Below are 16,815 nucleotides of genomic sequence, written 5' to 3' on the forward strand. Positions count from 1 at the left end.
AATAGGGCAGCTGATACTGCCCTATAAGATGAGATAAAAGATGTTAATTACTGTACGATTTCACCGCTTTCAATAACGGTTTGACGTACTTTATCTGCAAACTGCAGCGCCTCTTTACGAATGTTATCTTCATTAACAGTCAGTACGTTTCTGTTTTCCATAATCACTTTACCGTCAACAATCGTATGCTTTACGTTCGTTGCGTAAGCAGAGTAAACCAGTGCTGAATATGGATTATAGACAGGTACCATATTTGGCGCTTTGGTATCAATAACGATCACATCTGCCAACTTACCGACTTCTAAAGAGCCAACTTTATCTTCCATATGGAGTGCACGAGCAGCACCGATCGTTGCCATTTCAATTACATTTTTAGGTGGCATGGCTGCACGATCTTTATTAACTAACTTATGTACTTTTGCAACTTGGTTAAACTCATCGATAGTACTTAGCGTATTGCCTGACATTGGACCATCAGTGCCTAAGCCGATACGTAAGCCGTCATTAAACATTTGTAATGCTGGTGATACACCTTTTGCTGATTTAATGTTTGCACTCATATTATGTGCAATACCCACATCGTACTTTTTCAAGATAGCGATATCTTCTGCGTTTGCATCAATAACGTGTGCTGCGACTAAGTTCTCGTTTAGTGCGCCAATAGACTCCATGTATTTTACAGGAGATAGGCCACCAGAACGTTTTGCAATAACCTCGCGCTCACGATCTGATTCAGCTAAGTGCATCATCACTGGAACATCGTATTTCATCGAAAGTTTGGCAATAGTTTGCAGAGTTTCTGTTGAGTTGGTGTATGGGCCATGTGGCGCAAATGCCATTGTGATACGTGGGTGATCTTTATATTCATTAATCAGTTTTTCTGCGTATTTAATGCCATCTTCCGGTGTTTTAGCACTTGCTACAGGGAATTGAATAATGGTTTCACCTAAAATCGCACGCATACCAATTTGATCTACGGTTTTAGCTACTTCGTCTTCAAAGTAATACATGTCAGCGTAAGTTGTTACGCCACCTTTCACCATTTCAACGTTACCTAATTGAGCACCGATACGTACCATTTCACGTGATACCAGCTTTTTTTCTAATGGGAAAATGTAACGGTGAAGACGATCTGGTACATCATCTGCTAATGAACGGAAAACAGTCATAGATGCATGAGTGTGGGTATTAATAAGACCTGGCATCACAATATCGCCATCAGCATCGATTGTTTTTACTGATTTATACTCATTAATGTCTGAGCCATCAGTAACAGCGACAATTTTATTATCTTTAATTGCAATTAAACCGTTATCAAAAATCGTTTTTTCACGATCCATGGTCAGTATTTGACCATTCTTGATTAATAGATCAACATTTTCGATCGCAAAAGCAGAAGCGCTTGGAAGAGATAAAGTTGCTAATGATGCAGCAAGTAATGTTTTCTTTAACATCGAGTATCACCGAAGGAAGGTATTTTTCGCAGATAATACTGAGTAATTTTTTATTGAAAATAATAATTTCAGTTATTACTTTTAATTGTGATCAAAATCGCTATGTCCGGGGTATTTTATGCTTGTCAGCGATAATAAAAGGCATGTAATCGTTTGCTATTGGAAGGTGAGAGAATTAATTACTTTTCAGATGACAATAAAAAGTGATGTTGAAGACAGATATATTGTAGTTTAAACACTAAATTTCTATGACACAGATAATACTTGAAATAACCGATATGTAGTTTACTATACATCGAAATATTAGGAGCATCGTCATGACACGTAAATTAGCTTTCGCAACAGCAGCGTTACTCTCAACACTCTCTTTTTCATCTTTTGCTGCTGATAGCAACATTACGGTATTTGCGGCTTCGTCATTAACCAATGCGTTAAATGACATTGCAGCTAAATATCAAAAGGAGACTGGGGTTAAAACCACGCTTTCATTCGCTTCATCTTCAGCGCTAGCGCGGCAAGTTGCACTTGGTGCACCTGCAAATATTTATTTATCAGCTAACGAAAAGTGGATGGATTATGTAGAGCAGCAGGGCGCGGTCATTGATAATAGCCGTGTCGATGTTCTAAAAAACAGTTTAGTGATGGTTTCGCCTACTGATTATCCACAAAATAATATCAAGCTGACAGCAAGCTGGGATTTATCTAAAGCCTTAGACGGTACACGTTTAGCGGTGGGTAATCCGGCAAATGTTCCAGCAGGACGTTACGCTAAGCAATCGTTAGAGTATCTAAAATTATGGCAGCAAGCAGAGCCCTTATTGGCAATGGCGAATAACGTACGCTCGGCATTAGTGTTAGTTGAACGCGGCGAAGCGAAACTTGGAATTGTATATAAAACCGATGCAGAGATTTCTAAAAAAGTAAAAATCGTTGCGACTTTCCCTGCTGATTCACATAAGCCAATTACGTATCCAATGGCATTAGTCAAAGGTAATGCGACGCCTGCGGCAAAAGCGTTTTATGAATACTTACAGCATGACGAAGCCAAAGCTATTTTTAAACAATATGGTTTTGGTTTTGTTAATTAAGACAAAAAGTTAGATAATAAATCAATCATATTATGGTTAAACGACGTTATAGATAAAACGAGGCACTGAGCACTTCGCTCCGTGCTTTTTTGTTTATTTATAGAGCAACTACGAAGTTTTATACACATCGTTACTGACTATGATGCAATGATTACTTATGCTATCGCTATTATTACGAATCTCATGCAGAAAAGAGCATGGGTTTAGATTGAAACACAGGATTGTTCGCTTTGCTCACTGATTATGAATTACAAGCGTTATTATTAAGCCTTAAAATTTCAAGTGTTGCTGTGCTATTTAGCCTTCCTTTGGGTATTGCTTGTGCTTGGTTATTGGCTCGTCGAGATTTTTGGGGTAAATCATTATTAGATGGTTTCATTCATTTACCCCTTGTTTTACCTCCTGTTGTGATTGGTTATTTATTGTTAATTTCAATGGGAAGACAAGGCGCTATAGGCAAATGGCTTTATGAGTGGTTTGGCTTTAGTTTTAGCTTTAGTTGGCGAGGGGCAGCTTTAGCGGTTGCCGTGGTCTCTTTTCCATTAATGGTGCGTTCTATTCGCCTTGCCTTAGAAGGGGTCGATAAAAAGCTCGAACAAGCTGCTCGTACACTAGGCGCATCCCCCCTACGTGTATTTGTAACCATTACGTTACCATTAACGATCCCTGGTATTTTAACAGGCACAATTTTAGCCTTTGCTCGTGCTCTAGGTGAATTTGGTGCAACGATTACCTTTGTTTCTAATATTCCTGGTCAAACTCAAACGATTCCATTGGCAATGTATTCCTTTATTGAAACTCCAGGGGCTGAAAGTGAAGCGGCCCGTTTATGCGTGGTCGCGATCGTGATTGCCTTGTCTTCATTATTTGCTTCTGAGTGGCTAACACGGCTTGCTAGAAAACGGTTGGAAGTGATGTAATGACAACTAATAAACGATTAAAAATTAAATTTAAACAACAGTTGGGTGATTTGTCGCTAGATGTTGATCTCGATGTGCCCATGAAAGGGATCACTGCGATCTTTGGTCGTTCAGGAGCAGGTAAAACGTCGTTAGTGAATGTTCTTTCGGGCTTAACAAAGCCAGATAACGGGGTTATTAAGCTTGGTGATAGAACCCTTTATAGTAGTGAAGAGCGGATATTTCTTTCGCCAGATAAACGCAAAATTGGTTATGTATTTCAAGATGCGCGTTTATTCCCTCATTACAGCGTCAAAGGTAACTTAAACTACGGTGTGAAAGTGCCTGATGAAACGCATTTTAATGATGTCGTAAAACTGCTTGGTATCGAAGCGTTATTACACCGTTATCCCTCGTCACTCTCCGGTGGCGAAAAGCAGCGGGTCGCGATTGGACGTGCGTTATTAACTAGACCTGATATGTTGCTGATGGATGAGCCATTAGCATCATTAGATATGCCGCGGAAACAAGAGCTAATGCCTTACCTTGAGCGTTTAGCTAAGAGTGTGAACACACCGATTATTTATGTAACCCATAGCCTTGATGAAATCTTACGCCTTGCCGATTCTATGGTGATGCTTAACCAAGGTAAGGTATTAATTTCGGGTCATGTGAATTCAGTGTGGAGTTCACCTGAAATGCGCCCTTGGTTACCTGTTAAAGAGCAAAGTTCATTACTCAGTGCACGGATTAATTATAATCATCCTAAATATGCATTAACGCAGGTAATGTTAAGTCATGATTCATTCTTATGGGTCAGCCGATTAGAGCAGCAGCGAGGTGAATGGGTGAGGGTACGTATTTTTTCAAATGATGTATCTATTGCTCGTGAACAACCCACTCAAACCAGTATTCGTAATATCTTAGCCGCAAGCATTGACAAAATTCATTATGCTGAAGGTGAACGTGTCGAAGTAAAATTGCGTGTTGGTGAAACGCATTTATGGGCAAATATTACTACATGGGCTGCTGATGAATTAGCGTTAAAGATTGGCGATAAAGTCTATGCGCAAATTAAAGGCGTAAGTGTGACTAAAGATGATTTAGCATAGTGATAATCGCAAGATGATAGAGAAAAACCAACGTAGTATTGATACTAGCTGGTTTATTTATCGTTTTTAAAATTGCTCATTAGGGGCTTTGATTACCCGAATTAAAAAGTGGTGGGTGATCCAAATTACGATTGAAGTTGCTATCACTGCAACGAAAATAGAGCTGAAGCGATATAAAATAGAGAAAAAGGCATCTTTTTGCTCGGGTATTAATGATGTTGTAAGCGGTACGGTTAAGGCCGACATCGCAGAAAAAGCAATACTTGATTTTATGGTACCTTGTGCAATCCAGTGACAGAAAAAGCCTGCAGCTATCGCATAAGCCATCAGAAATAATATGCCGTTATTAACCCATGAATAAAGCCCTAACTGGATAATCATACCCGCTAAACACCCCAAAAATGTCCCTGTAATACGTATTTTAGCGACAGCGATGGAGCCTATTAGTGTCATTGGCGCGAGCACAATGAAAATAGAAGCTTGCGCGGATAATGAATCGCGTAAATCCCCAAATTGAAACAAAAGAAAAGCAACCATTGCAACTATCCAACCCAGTGCGGCTTGGCGGATCATCCCGATACGATCAACGCGCTGCGTGTCATTATTTATACTAGGTGCTGTTTGTTCTTTATCAGATTCAGGGAAAAGAAAATACGCAAGGGCGCAAATAGGTGCAGTTATTAATCCACTCATCCACAAGGTGATATTGAATTCTTCAAGATCAAATCCGGTATAACTCGCAAAGTTAAGCGCGATTGAACCAACTAACAAACCAGTGAACCCAAATAAATAGGTTTTAGGGTTTATCATCGCTTTGCATTTTGCCATTAGCATAATACCAACAGCGATAGTCATTAAAACAGGGTAGGGTTGCAAGAAACCTGAAATAAAAGTCACTTGTACTGTAACCCAGATAATTCCTAAAATCAGTTGCACAAGCAATGATAAATTCCAGCGTTCTGCCTTCATTAATACCATTATTGGCAGTAAAGCAGCGAAAAAACCATAAGACCAACCAAAAATCATACTAATAGCGAGCCCTAAAACACATCCAAACCAGATCCGCATTGTTTTCATTATTAGCTCCTTTTTTAAGCGATAAGAAAGGGCGATCAACCATAAGATTGATCGCACTGCGGTTAGTAGATGTAGTGCAACCAACTCGCTAGGTGAATTTGAATACTCGCTAAGGCTTGCCATAACAAGCTGTTATCTGAATAAATAACAACAGTAGCACGTGAGCCAATAAACAATTGATGTGGTAACGGCGTATCACTGGTTAAATTAACGCGCACACGCTGTGCGTCACGTACCCAGCGGTTATTAACCTCAACAGCACTTAATTGACCGTTTGGTGTTTCTTGTGCTGCGGCGACACCAAAGTCTCGATTAGCGATATGGAAATTGAAAACTTGACCGGGTAATGCATCGTAGGTGACATAGGCAACAGAGTCTTTATTAATTAATGCTGTAGACTTTTCACGATAATCAGCTGAAACCCACATAGAACTTGTTGGAATAAATGTAAGCATAGGTTTGTTTGCTGTAGCCATTGTACCTACATCAACTTGTAGATTAGTAATGACGCCGTTACTTGGTGCAATAATTTTAGTATGTTTTAAATCAAGTTCTGCCTGTTGTAGAGCATTTTTCGCGGACATGACTGGTGTTGTTTCACCGACTGTATTTCCTAATTTAGCTTTAACGGCTAACAGTTGCTGTTGTGCTGCATGTAATGTCGATAATGCACTACGATCTTTCGCGAATGCTGAATCACGCATAGACGCAGAGACTAATTTCTTCTGCGCCAGTTTATTTATACGACCATATTCATTTCTTGCGTTGTCATAATTGGCTTGGCTGGTGGCAACATTCGCTTTTGCTGCCTCAACTTGTGCTAACAAAGATTTTTCTTGTTCCAAAGATTGTTGTAATGCCAATTTTGCGCGGTCAACGGCAAGCTCATACTTAGATGGATCTATAGTTAATAACACCTCACCTTTTTTTACTTTCTGATTGTTAGTGATCGAAACTGAGGTGATATTGCCAGAGACTTCTGGAGCAATTTGAACGACATAGCCACGAACACGGCTTTCTGTTGTAAGTGGAATATGCCTATCTGCAACAATGATATACCCCATGAAGAGTAAAAACAGGATGATTAATCCTTTCATCCAGTGACGGAATGTTGTGTCAGCATTTGCCATGAGCGTCTCTTTTTATAGTGATCTTTATCACATTATTATAAAGAGTGTGTATTTGATTAAATAGACTAATAAGTATTACACTTGCGTTCTATTTTTAGGACAATGGTTGTATGTGTTATGAAAGCATCGTTAGATGATATTTATTTATTTATGTTAACGGTCAGACATGGTGGGATCAGTGTTGCGGCAAAAGCACATTCATTACAACGTTCTAAAATTAGCAGAAGAATACAACAACTTGAAAAAGATCTTGGTTGTCAGTTATTGATAAGAACAACACGACAAATTGAATTAACTGAAAATGGACGGTTGTTTTATCAATATATCAACCAGCCATTAAGTGAAGTTGACCAAGCGGTGAATTTAGTGAAAAGCCAGCAACAAGCATTCAGTGGTGTGCTTAAAATGGCGATTCCTGCAGCCTTTATTTCATCCTCTGTTTTTCTTGAAATATTGGATCGATACACAGAACAATTTCCAGATGTAACATTAGATATTATTCATCGGTATGAAAGCATCGATTTAAAAAGAGAGAATATCGATTTACAGCTATTGCCAAACATTGTTGATGTGATTAACGAAAACTATGTTCAACAAACGTTTCTGAGTTCAGCGAACCGTTTGTATTGTTCTCCTAAATATCTTGAATCATACCGTTTACCAACAACGATGGAAGCGCTTTATCAACACCCGATTTTAACGAGCCGATATAACTCAACGTTATTGCCAGAAAGAATGAATGTTCGTTTGGTTTCAGAAGATTTTGGTTTAATTAATCACTTAACTGAATCAGGTAGAGGAATCGCTATACTGCCAGTTGTCTTATTTGAAGATAAAGTTGCCAGCGGCGATTTAATTCCAGTACTTCCAGATACCTTTGAAATAGATATTGTTATGACGTTAGTGTATCCATCCCGTCGTTTTATTCCGAAAAAAACACGAGCAATGATTGAATTACTACGTGAGCAATTTTCAAAGTAATTAAACTGATAATGAAAGAATACGTGAGATTATAAGAAACGTTTAGCGTGCTCACAAACCCACAGTGGGTCATCAAGCGGTATATCGTGACCTGCTGTGGGGTGAATATGAACAGGCAAATTCCAATAGTTAGCTAAATCAATACTGCACTGGTAATTTACGAGCTTGTCTTGCTCGCTTGTAAGTAAACTAATTGGCTGAGATAGCTTATTCGGTAATATAAACTCACGACTAGCATTGAGTTGATTAAACATGTTGGAGCATGAAATGGGATGTTGTTCTTTCCAGTTAGCCCAGCGATGAGATAAAGCAATAAGTTCAACGCTATCCCATTGTTTATTTGATGTTAAATGAATGATTTTTTCTTCTTGTTTTAAGTTTGGTAACCATAAAATTTGGAAAATATCGATATAGCGCTGCCAACGTAAACGTTGATGAAAGGGAGAAAGGCTTTGGGTACTGGTATTAATCAATATCGCTTTACGAATATCATTTGGAAATAATGTCATCCACTTTAAAGCAATCATTCCTCCCATAGAAATTGCAATAATATCGGCTTGATGATCTGGCTGTAAAGCATGGAAATGTTGGTGCAGATCTCGAGCAATGCCTTCAAGGCTCGATGGTGTTTTTTCGTTATTACGAGTGCCATTGCCTGCAATATCAAGACAAACAATATTTGAGCGGGGAAAGTTTGATTTCAGCGTTTGCCGAAAGTCCCCCCAATGAAATTGGTCTCGGAATAATCCTCGCAATAATATAATAGTGTGTTGTTTGGTCATATTTAAAAGCCACAGTAGTTTATTGTTGTTTTTTATACCAGCGAGATAATGCTTGTTGTTTGTAGTAAGGGTTATCTGCGTGATTGAACCATGATGGGTAGTTTGCAGTCGCATTGATCATGAAATCCATCAGCACAATGTGTTTTTGTAATACGCGTTGTATGCGTTGAGGTTTCATGGGGTTAAAAATACCCAATGCTTGCCGAATTTGAAGTGGATTTTTCTTTATCCAACGCCAAGATCCCATTTCTAATGTTAGTGGTAGTATAGCCTGTTGTTGCCTTAAACATTGTAGGGTGATGTGATCCCATAAATCCCCATGACAGAGATAGTGCAAAGCCTGAGGCTCAAAAATATAATTTTGATTAGGGTAAGTCGTCATAAATCTATGTCGGAGATGGTAAACATCACCAATATAAGGGAAGGCTCGTTTTGCACTATGGGCATAAGGAAACCAAATTCTATCTTTTAAACCAAAGCCGGAGTGACAATCTAACGACAGTGTTACAGGTCGAGATGTTGTTAAGTCGGTAACGTAACGGGTTAATGCTTCTGCTTCTAATTCCATTTGTTGACTGTTGTTTCCTCTAAAACAAGGGATGCGAGGAGATAAGCGATGTCCACCAATTAAAAAAGCTGTATTTTCTTGACTGTTTAAAGGTGCATTTCGCATTAAATCAACATGATTACCATTTGAACGGTAATTTTTCGCCATCCCTACAGGGTTTACTAAAGGAATAAAAACGATTTGAATCTGCTGTAAAAGATGATGTAGCGTGGTATCCCATGTTATGCGTTCGATGATTGTATGCAGATATGACAGCAGTACTTGAGTGCCAATCCGTTCCAAACCATGAACACCGCCTACAAATAGCATTAATGGTGCATTTGGATCAGGCGTACCAAGATGAATCGCATAGAGTGGTAAGCTATTTTTATTGTGCTGAGGAAAATGATCATTGCAAGGGATGTGGGCAAATACATTACAGTGAAATGGAACAGGGGATTTGTACTGGCTTAACCTTTCAATTAACGTTTCAAGTTGTAAGAGTTCTGGTAATAACGTTGAAATAGGGGAAGTTTTAGCGTTTAGCAAAAGAGCCTCACACACAAAGATAAAAAAGAAACAATATCAGTGTATGTTGACAATTAGATGTCAGGCTCTTTTTCTATTAAAGCTTATGCAGACTCTTTCTTGGCTTTTACTAAGCGAAACTGTGTTGTTTCCGCTATCCATTTTGGTCGGTTGATAGCATAGCCGAGTAACAATGCTGGGACTAAAAAAACAATGTGGGTCATCGCAAGATGAAGATCTTTAGCAACTAAATCTGTTGCCCCTGTCATATAGTGAATGGCTCCAACAGCCGCAAAAATAATCCCAAGCATTGCTAAGATAAACATACCGACAACACCAAGGCCTAAAATGTCGCGAATATAAATTCTTATTAGATTCATAGTATGGTTCCGAATCAAACTTATCTGAAAAAGTGATAAGCATGGCGATAATAATCAGAATACTATGCGCTTTAGGTTGAATGTATTTATTGATCTGTCTCACAATCACTGTGAGACAGATGAATAAATAAGCATTATTTTGCTAAGCGTGGAATAACCAGTGAAAAGCGGTTGAGAATAACTGTTTGCCGTTTGTCTCAATAACTTTACCTTTTGCAAAAATGATACGGTCAAAAGGCCATGTTAAGATCTCTTGAATTGATTGGCGTAATCTTACGCGGTCGGTAAAACTGAGTCGTAAATAGAAAGGCATGGCTGGGTGAATATAGCAACCGTTTAGAAGCCCATAACCTATACTCAGTGGGTGCTTCTTATCAACCATCCATGCAAGTAAATCACCCAAAATTAATGTTTTTGATAAAGGATCACAAAAGGCGATTTCTTCAAAGTTGTCACTACCCTTAATTAAGGTTTGTAATAGTTGTCCTTGCCATAAAGCGGGAGTGTACTGGCGTAATACGTCGTCAAACGTTAGATCTCCACGTTTTTGTTGTAAACCAGGAGCGGCAAAGAAATAGGCATCTGGATAAGCGAGCCACCACTCTGATAAATAGTGATGATAGCTTTGATTGGGAGTGACAACGGCGACAATTTCACCCAGTTGCTCTATGGTTGATTTCAATGCATTGTCGAGTTCAACAGGGGAGTGAATAAACAAACGATCATCGTCTAATTTTATCACTGTCATTTTACAACCAACCGCAATACCGTTGGTTTTCATGGCAAAATCTTGATACCAAAGTCTATTTTTATAACATTCGATCATACCGCTTCCTGCGTACTACATTGATAGATTATGTTGTAAACGGTCATTCCTTGACCGTAAATCATCATGAAAATTCTTTCATTAGATTATCATTAAGATATTGTTAAAATCCATCACTCTTTATGTTTCTTCAATACTTATACCGTGGTGCGTTTAATCTTTTTCATCATGTTGTGGCCAAACAGATTCACTACAGCTCCCGAAATAATCAGTACACCACCGAGGTAGGTCCAAATAGATGGGACTTCTTTGAAGATTATAAATCCAAGGATGATTGATAAGACAATTTGAACATAAGAGTAAGCTGTTGCTTTTCCTGCTGTTTGAGTTTGCATCGCTTTTGTTAAGCCGACTTGTCCTACTTGTGTAAAAATGCCGACTAATATTAGGCAGATAGTGGTAGGTAAATCAGGGACAACGAAGTTATCAGCGATCAAAAGTAGGGCTAATGGTAAGGTGATCAGCGGGAAGTAAAAGATAATGACGGAGCTATCTTCCGTGCTACTGAGTTTTTTCACAATAATATATGAAATAGCACTAACGAAAGCACCGATTAATGCAATCATGACGCTAAATAAGGGCAGGTGAGAACTTCCAGATGTTAATGTTGTTGGATTAACGATAAAAAATAAGCCTAAGATACTCAAAAAAATGCACACTAGCGTTGAAAATTGAACGCGCTCTTTTAAGAAGATGACGGCAAGTAAAGCAGTAAATACGGGATTGGTGTATTGCAAAATGGTAGCTTCGGCAAGGGGAAGTGTAGTAACAGCATAATAAACACATGAGAGTCCAATAGTACCTACAATACCTCGAACAACTAATAATGGCTTATTATTCCCCCAGACCGAAATGCCTTTACGCTTAATATCTAAATAACTAATGATAAGAGAAACAACAGCACGCGCCGCAACAATTTCAAAGACTGGAATGCCTATTTGGTTAACGTATTTAACGGTAGAAGACATTAAGGCAAAACCGAGGGCAGAAAGGAGCATAAAACGTGCGCCTAATGGAATTAAACTCTCATTGCTGGTGGTCATTAATATATGTCTTATTTAAAGTGATTAAAAATATCATAAAGGAAGCGATTTTATTAACAATGGCTGATTGTAAAAATGTAGTTAATTATTCAAAAGTAACGATCAATGCAATACTTGCTCGAATTAGACGTTGATCATAAAAAAAGAGATAAAAACATAACGGTTCTTTATCTCTTTTGTATGGATTTGTCTCTGGTTTGGCTGTTCTTATTTCTGCTTATAAAGCCCAATAAGGCCGGCACCAAAGGCAGCAATTAGACCAACAAATGCAATAATAATGTGATGGTGATGGATCCAATACATGTTCTCTCCTTAGAATGGTTTATTGTCAACCGCTTTTGCTTTCATGATCATTGGGGTAATGGTTGAGCCTTGGATCAATATTGAAAAGATCACAATAGCGTAAGTCATTAAGACAATGATTTCTTTAACACTGACATCCGGATGTGATGGTAAGTAAATATGGGCTGGGATAGCCATCGCCATAGCAAGTGCTAAGCCACCACGTAAGCCGCCCCATGTAAGAATTTTAACAGACTCTGGGTTGTATTGGCGGTAACGTGTAAAACCGATATAAGAGAGACGAATACTTAGATAACGACTTAATAATACTAGTGGGATTGCAATAATTACCGCGATGATATCAATGCGGTGGAAGCTAAAGGTGATCATCACAAAACCGATAAGAAGGAATAATACGGCATTTAAAATTTCATCGACCAATTCCCATAAATGTGCCATTTGGTCTGCCGATTGTTCTGAAATGTATTTACGCGTGATATTGCCAATTAGGATCCCTGAAACAACCATTGCAAGAGGGGCTGAAACTTCTAAATGTTCACCTAATACATAACCAAATGTAGGAATAAGCATGGTTAATATTAAGCGCATCATATTATCGCTTGAACCTTTAATTAGGTAGTGGAATATACCGCCTAACACTGCACCAAAAGCAATACCGCCAAGGGCTTCACGAATGAAAAGTAGTGCAGTACCAGATACCGTTGGCGTTGTTTTTCCAAAAGCGACTTCAAAAATAGTAACGAAAATAACTAAACCTACGCCATCATTAAATAATGATTCACCTTCAATTTGAGTTGAAATACGTTGTGGCGCCTTTAATTTTTTCACAATTGCTAATACAGCAATTGGATCGGTAGGAGAAATAAGTGCGCCGAATAAACAGCAATAAATAAAATTGAGGTCAATACCGATAAGATTGAATATTAACCATATGACAATGCCGATAAAAAAAGTAGAAAATAGCGTGCCGACAAGAGCAAGAAAGGTAATTTCAAATTTTTGGTCTTTTAAATGGTTTAAATCTATATTTAGTGCACCTGCAAATAATAAGAAACCAAGCACACCTTTTAGTAAGAAGTCTTCAAATTTTATATGTTGAATAAGCTCTATTAACGCATTTTCTTTATCTATTGAAATATAACCAAAGCTAGTTAATGCTAAAAGAATAAGCGATATAGCGATAGACCAACCTGTAATCGCAATGGTTGTTTGAAAACGTCCAATCTTATGGTTAATTATTGAAATAAAGACTGCAATTGCCGCCATAATACATATAGTGTCATATACTGACATGAAGATTTTTCTCCCAATTCTGATTATTTTCTGACAATATTATTCAGTTACGGTTATTTATAATATAGAGCGATTTTTCAAACAGAGAGAATCACTATCAATATATCATTCATATAGTATTAATATTACCCACACATATTGAAACATTTTATACAGATTGCTATTAGAATTATTTGTATTATTTCGGAATATAAATAATCAAAAATATAGCTTGAATTATAATTTATCCCTTAGCTTGTAAGGGGGAGATAAGCGCTTGCCAATAAGCGCTTATTACAGAAAAGATGTTAGTCGTTAAGCACTGAAATGAGTAATGCAGGATCATCTGTGATGATTGTTGATACGCCCCATCGAGTAAATTTAGCTACTTTTTTAGGGTCATTCATTGTCCAAATTTGCAGTACTTTACCGGCTTGGATAATTTCTTTTGCAAGTTTTTCATTGAGAAGATGATGATCGAGATGGATACTGTACAACTTCAATTTTTCATCTAATCGTTCAATATCAGGTACCCAATCTTCAATAATTAACCCTCGGCGTACTTCAGGCCATTGCTCTAAGCATTGATGAACTGCGTTATAAGAAAAACTAGATAAAATAAGACGTTCTGGATCAAAGCCATAATTTTTTATCGCTTCAATTGTTTTTGTTACTTGTAAGGCCACTTCTTCTTCGTAATGTACCTTTATTTCAAGGTTAAGATTAAGGCCATATTCATCACAAGCGGCAAGTAGCTCATGTAACGTAGGGATGGTTTCTCCTGCAAACTCTGGTGAAAACCAACTGCCAGCATCAAGTTGTTTCAATTCCTGTAGCGTTTTATGACGAACACTCCCTGAACCATTCGTACATCGACGTACGCTTTTATCATGGATAATAACAGGCACTAAATCTTCACAAAGTTGAGTATCAGTCTCAATCCACTTTGCACCTGCATCAGCGGCAGCTTTCATGGAAATCAATGTATTTTCTGGTGCAACAGCGCGTGCACCACGGTGTCCTGCAATCATATGAGAGTCCAAAATAAATAACCATGGGTTGTAAATTAACAAACTGATTTTCATCTATTTTAATGAACAATCAAGTGTTAATATCGCAATATCATGATGTCATTTTGTTACATTTGTACACATACATTCAATGATTTTTTCTCTACTAACAAGACATAAGGGTTACGTTGCATATCTTTGAAGTGATGGTTTTAGCAACAAACGAAAACTGATTTCATAATTGGTTTTGTATCTAGTCTCTGATTAGATTAGTATTCTGTGGTTGTCTGATTAAAAATATTTATCGTTACTATTTACGTCGTATTTTTAATGACTAGACCATTATAATTTGAGACAAGGAAAACGAATGAGACTGTCAGTGCTAGACCAACCTCTTTTTGATCATCTTTACCGCGATATTAGAGAGTTTCGTTCTACATTCGATCTTGATATCGAATCACCTCAAACACTAGATATTCAAGCAGACGCCTTACATACATCACTTGCTGTTGAAGAAATGACAGAACTAGCAGAAGCGGATTCTTTAGTTGAGCAAGCGGATGCGATCGTTGACTCTGTTTATGTGTTAATGGGGCGCTTAGTTCATCTAGGTGATAAACAAGTAGAAGATAATATCGGTATTAGTTATTTGATTGATATTCTGTTGCAAATGTCAGCTCGCCTAGGTATTGATTTTATGGCTTGCTGGAATGAAGTCCATTCTAGCAATATGAGTAAAGTGTGCCGTAATGCTGAGGAATACGCAGACACTGAAGCGTTTTATGCAAAGCAGGGCGTTGCACTAACGGCTAGCACCAAAGGTGATTATATTATTGCTAAGTGTGCTCAAGATGTAGATCTTGATGGGAAAATTATTCGTCAAGGTAAGGTACTAAAATCGGTTTATTATCGACCTGCCGATTTGGTCAAACTTGTTATCCGCTAATTGTTTAATTAGAACAACTGTCCTCGCTCATGCGGGGATTTTTTGTTTTTATGTAATAACTATTTATATCAGTAAGAGAAGTGATCTATGAAACTACCTTCTAATACTCGAACTTTAACTCAAGACCTCTTTAAAATGACATGGCCGATGTTATTCGGTGTGTTATCGCTGATGAGTTTTCAACTTGTAGATAGTGCCTTTATCTCTCAGCTTGGTGTACTTCCACTCGCTGCTCAAGGCTTTACACTACCAATGCAAATGGTGGTTATTGGTCTTCAAGTTGGTTTAGGTATCGCGACTACTGCATTGATTTCACGAGTGTTAGGTGCCAATGAAGAAGTAAGAGCGCAACAACTCGGCGGTTTAGTTGTGCTTGTTGGCGGTATTGGTATCGCTTTACTCTGTGGTGTCATTTGGTCACTTCGTGATGTGATCATGCATTTACTTGATGCGCCAGCAAATGTACTTCCTATCATTGATACTTATTGGCCTATTTGGCTAATGAGTGCATGGTGTGGTTCGATGTTGTATTTTGCTTATAGCTTATGTCGATCAAATGGTAATACTTTGTTACCGGGTACCATGATGATGGTAACAAGCTTATTGAATATTGTTTTAGATCCGTTGTTCATCTTTAAATTTGGACTGGGTATTAATGGTGCAGCTTGGGCAACGATTACTGCATTTATTATTGGTATGCTGGTGGTTTTCCCATTAGTGATGAAAAAAAAATGGTTAAGCTTTCATTGGGCTGGCTTGAATATCATTCAGTCGATTAAAGAGCTTGGACATATCATGGCACCGGCCATGATGAGTCAATTATTGCCTCCTGTATCTTCTATGTTAGCGACGAAATTAGTCGCAGGTTTTGGTGCCGCTACAGTCGGCGCTTGGGCTTTGGGGTCGCGAATTGAATTTTTCTCTATCGTCGTTGTATTGGCTTTGACTATGTCTATGCCTCAGATGGTAGGAAAGCGGTTAGGTAAACGAGATATTCAAGGGATCAAAACCTTGATCAACATTGCCGTCTCTTTTGTCCTTGCATGGCAATTTATTATAGCAATCATCATTTTCTTACTGTCGTCACCATTAAGTTCATTATTGTCATCTGATGTCAAAGTACAGCAAGTGCTTTTAATGCATCTAACACGCGTTCCTATTAGTCTAGGCGCATTGGGTGTTTGTATGATTATGGTATCGATTTGTAATGCGCTAGCAATGCCGATGCGCGCATTATTTATTTCAGCGTGGCGTTTGTTTATCTGTTTCCTACCGATTTTATGGATAGGATCGCAACTTGCAGGTCTTCCAGGTCTATTTACTGGAGCAATGCTTGGTAATTTTGCGGCAGGGATCAGCGCATGGATTTTTTATCGAAAGGGACTTGCCTTGATCGATAAAAAATATCAATTTGAAGTAGATGCAGTAAGATAGCGT

The 16,815-nt window shown here is 38.2% G+C and carries 16 protein-coding genes; 6 read left to right on the forward strand and 10 right to left on the reverse strand.

Translation table 11 applies throughout. The features are described from left to right. Positions 1-47: 47 nt before the first annotated feature. Positions 48-1,454 carry an amidohydrolase gene (locus C9J42_RS08660; RefSeq protein ID WP_107247151.1) on the reverse strand — a complete coding sequence of 469 codons (1,407 nt, stop codon included), beginning with the start codon at positions 1,452-1,454 and terminating at the stop codon, positions 48-50. 317 nt (positions 1,455-1,771) lie between these two features. Between C9J42_RS08660 and modA the strand changes: the two genes are divergently transcribed. The 3 genes from modA (at position 1,772) to modC (ending at position 4,553) form a co-directional block, all read left to right on the forward strand. After that, positions 1,772-2,542, forward strand: coding sequence for a molybdate ABC transporter substrate-binding protein (modA, locus tag C9J42_RS08665; RefSeq protein ID WP_107247152.1), 771 nt, complete (start codon positions 1,772-1,774; stop codon positions 2,540-2,542). A gap of 230 nt (positions 2,543-2,772) precedes the next feature. Further along, positions 2,773-3,462, forward strand: coding sequence for a molybdate ABC transporter permease subunit (gene modB / locus C9J42_RS08670; RefSeq protein WP_107208510.1), 690 nt, complete (start codon positions 2,773-2,775; stop codon positions 3,460-3,462). After that, entirely contained in the window at positions 3,462-4,553 is a 1,092-nt protein-coding gene (modC, locus tag C9J42_RS08675) for a molybdenum ABC transporter ATP-binding protein ModC (RefSeq protein WP_107208511.1), read from the forward strand. The genes modB and modC overlap by 1 nt, the downstream gene beginning before the upstream one ends. Positions 4,554-4,619: 66 nt before the next feature. Here the strand turns inward: modC and C9J42_RS08680 are convergent, their stop codons facing one another. Together C9J42_RS08680 and C9J42_RS08685 are read right to left on the reverse strand one after the other, a co-directional pair. Beyond that, positions 4,620-5,630 (reverse strand): DUF2955 domain-containing protein, encoded by a 1,011-nt coding sequence (locus C9J42_RS08680; RefSeq protein WP_107247153.1) that lies wholly within the window; start codon positions 5,628-5,630, stop codon positions 4,620-4,622. A 62-nt stretch (positions 5,631-5,692) separates the two neighbouring features. Then, entirely contained in the window at positions 5,693-6,760 is a 1,068-nt protein-coding gene (locus C9J42_RS08685) for an HlyD family secretion protein (protein WP_107247154.1), read from the reverse strand. Between the two features lie 117 nt (positions 6,761-6,877). On the opposite strand from C9J42_RS08685, the gene C9J42_RS08690 reads away from it, so the two are divergent. Beyond that, positions 6,878-7,741, forward strand: a complete 864-nt coding sequence (locus C9J42_RS08690) for a LysR family transcriptional regulator (protein ID WP_107208514.1) — start codon at positions 6,878-6,880, stop codon at positions 7,739-7,741. 29 nt (positions 7,742-7,770) lie between these two features. Here the strand turns inward: C9J42_RS08690 and C9J42_RS08695 are convergent, their stop codons facing one another. The 7 genes from C9J42_RS08695 to C9J42_RS08725 form a co-directional block, all read right to left on the reverse strand. Next, positions 7,771-8,523, reverse strand: a complete 753-nt coding sequence (locus C9J42_RS08695) for an alpha/beta fold hydrolase (RefSeq protein ID WP_107247155.1) — start codon at positions 8,521-8,523, stop codon at positions 7,771-7,773. A 19-nt stretch (positions 8,524-8,542) separates the two neighbouring features. Next, positions 8,543-9,619: a DUF2817 domain-containing protein gene (locus C9J42_RS08700; RefSeq protein ID WP_107301902.1), complete on the reverse strand. Its 1,077-nt coding sequence runs from the start codon at positions 9,617-9,619 to the stop codon at positions 8,543-8,545. 83 nt (positions 9,620-9,702) lie between these two features. Next, complete coding sequence (locus tag C9J42_RS08705) at positions 9,703-9,978, reverse strand: hypothetical protein (RefSeq protein ID WP_107301903.1); 276 nt, start codon at positions 9,976-9,978, stop codon at positions 9,703-9,705. Positions 9,979-10,120: 142 nt separating this feature from the next. Continuing rightward, the gene (locus tag C9J42_RS08710) at positions 10,121-10,804 is read right to left on the reverse strand and encodes a DUF4336 domain-containing protein (RefSeq protein ID WP_107208518.1); all 684 of its coding nucleotides are present in this window, start codon (positions 10,802-10,804) and stop codon (positions 10,121-10,123) included. A 137-nt stretch (positions 10,805-10,941) separates the two neighbouring features. After that, the gene (locus C9J42_RS08715; RefSeq protein ID WP_107208519.1) at positions 10,942-11,847 is read right to left on the reverse strand and encodes a DMT family transporter; all 906 of its coding nucleotides are present in this window, start codon (positions 11,845-11,847) and stop codon (positions 10,942-10,944) included. 312 nt (positions 11,848-12,159) lie between these two features. Continuing rightward, a complete protein-coding gene (locus C9J42_RS08720; RefSeq protein WP_199187082.1) occupies positions 12,160-13,443 on the reverse strand; it encodes a sodium:proton antiporter in 1,284 nt (427 codons plus the stop codon). Positions 13,444-13,730: 287 nt separating this feature from the next. Next, positions 13,731-14,453, reverse strand: coding sequence for a glycerophosphodiester phosphodiesterase family protein (locus C9J42_RS08725; RefSeq protein WP_107208520.1), 723 nt, complete (start codon positions 14,451-14,453; stop codon positions 13,731-13,733). Positions 14,454-14,799: 346 nt separating this feature from the next. Between C9J42_RS08725 and C9J42_RS08730 the strand changes: the two genes are divergently transcribed. Both C9J42_RS08730 and C9J42_RS08735 read left to right on the forward strand, forming a co-directional pair. After that, on the forward strand, positions 14,800-15,378 hold the full coding sequence (locus C9J42_RS08730; RefSeq protein ID WP_107247158.1) for a nucleoside triphosphate pyrophosphohydrolase family protein: 579 nt from the start codon (positions 14,800-14,802) through the stop codon (positions 15,376-15,378). Between the two features lie 87 nt (positions 15,379-15,465). Next, positions 15,466-16,812: an MATE family efflux transporter gene (locus C9J42_RS08735; RefSeq protein WP_107301904.1), complete on the forward strand. Its 1,347-nt coding sequence runs from the start codon at positions 15,466-15,468 to the stop codon at positions 16,810-16,812. Positions 16,813-16,815: the final 3 nt, after the last annotated feature.

Source organism: Photobacterium sp. GB-56, from assembly GCF_003026105.1.
In the GTDB taxonomy this organism is placed as follows: domain Bacteria; phylum Pseudomonadota; class Gammaproteobacteria; order Enterobacterales; family Vibrionaceae; genus Photobacterium.

Coding starts and splice junctions, on each gene's coding strand:
- C9J42_RS08660 (WP_107247151.1), bottom strand. CDS start 1,454: ATGTTAAAGAAAACATTACTTGCTGCATCATTAGCAACTTTATCTCTT.
- modA (WP_107247152.1), top strand. CDS start 1,772: ATGACACGTAAATTAGCTTTCGCAACAGCAGCGTTACTCTCAACACTC.
- modC (WP_107208511.1), top strand. CDS start 3,462: ATGACAACTAATAAACGATTAAAAATTAAATTTAAACAACAGTTGGGT.
- C9J42_RS08680 (WP_107247153.1), bottom strand. CDS start 5,630: ATGAAAACAATGCGGATCTGGTTTGGATGTGTTTTAGGGCTCGCTATT.
- C9J42_RS08685 (WP_107247154.1), bottom strand. CDS start 6,760: ATGGCAAATGCTGACACAACATTCCGTCACTGGATGAAAGGATTAATC.
- C9J42_RS08690 (WP_107208514.1), top strand. CDS start 6,878: ATGAAAGCATCGTTAGATGATATTTATTTATTTATGTTAACGGTCAGA.
- C9J42_RS08695 (WP_107247155.1), bottom strand. CDS start 8,523: ATGACCAAACAACACACTATTATATTATTGCGAGGATTATTCCGAGAC.
- C9J42_RS08705 (WP_107301903.1), bottom strand. CDS start 9,978: ATGAATCTAATAAGAATTTATATTCGCGACATTTTAGGCCTTGGTGTT.
- C9J42_RS08710 (WP_107208518.1), bottom strand. CDS start 10,804: ATGATCGAATGTTATAAAAATAGACTTTGGTATCAAGATTTTGCCATG.
- C9J42_RS08715 (WP_107208519.1), bottom strand. CDS start 11,847: ATGACCACCAGCAATGAGAGTTTAATTCCATTAGGCGCACGTTTTATG.
- C9J42_RS08720 (WP_199187082.1), bottom strand. CDS start 13,443: ATGTCAGTATATGACACTATATGTATTATGGCGGCAATTGCAGTCTTT.
- C9J42_RS08725 (WP_107208520.1), bottom strand. CDS start 14,453: ATGATTGCAGGACACCGTGGTGCACGCGCTGTTGCACCAGAAAATACA.
- C9J42_RS08730 (WP_107247158.1), top strand. CDS start 14,800: ATGAGACTGTCAGTGCTAGACCAACCTCTTTTTGATCATCTTTACCGC.
- C9J42_RS08735 (WP_107301904.1), top strand. CDS start 15,466: ATGAAACTACCTTCTAATACTCGAACTTTAACTCAAGACCTCTTTAAA.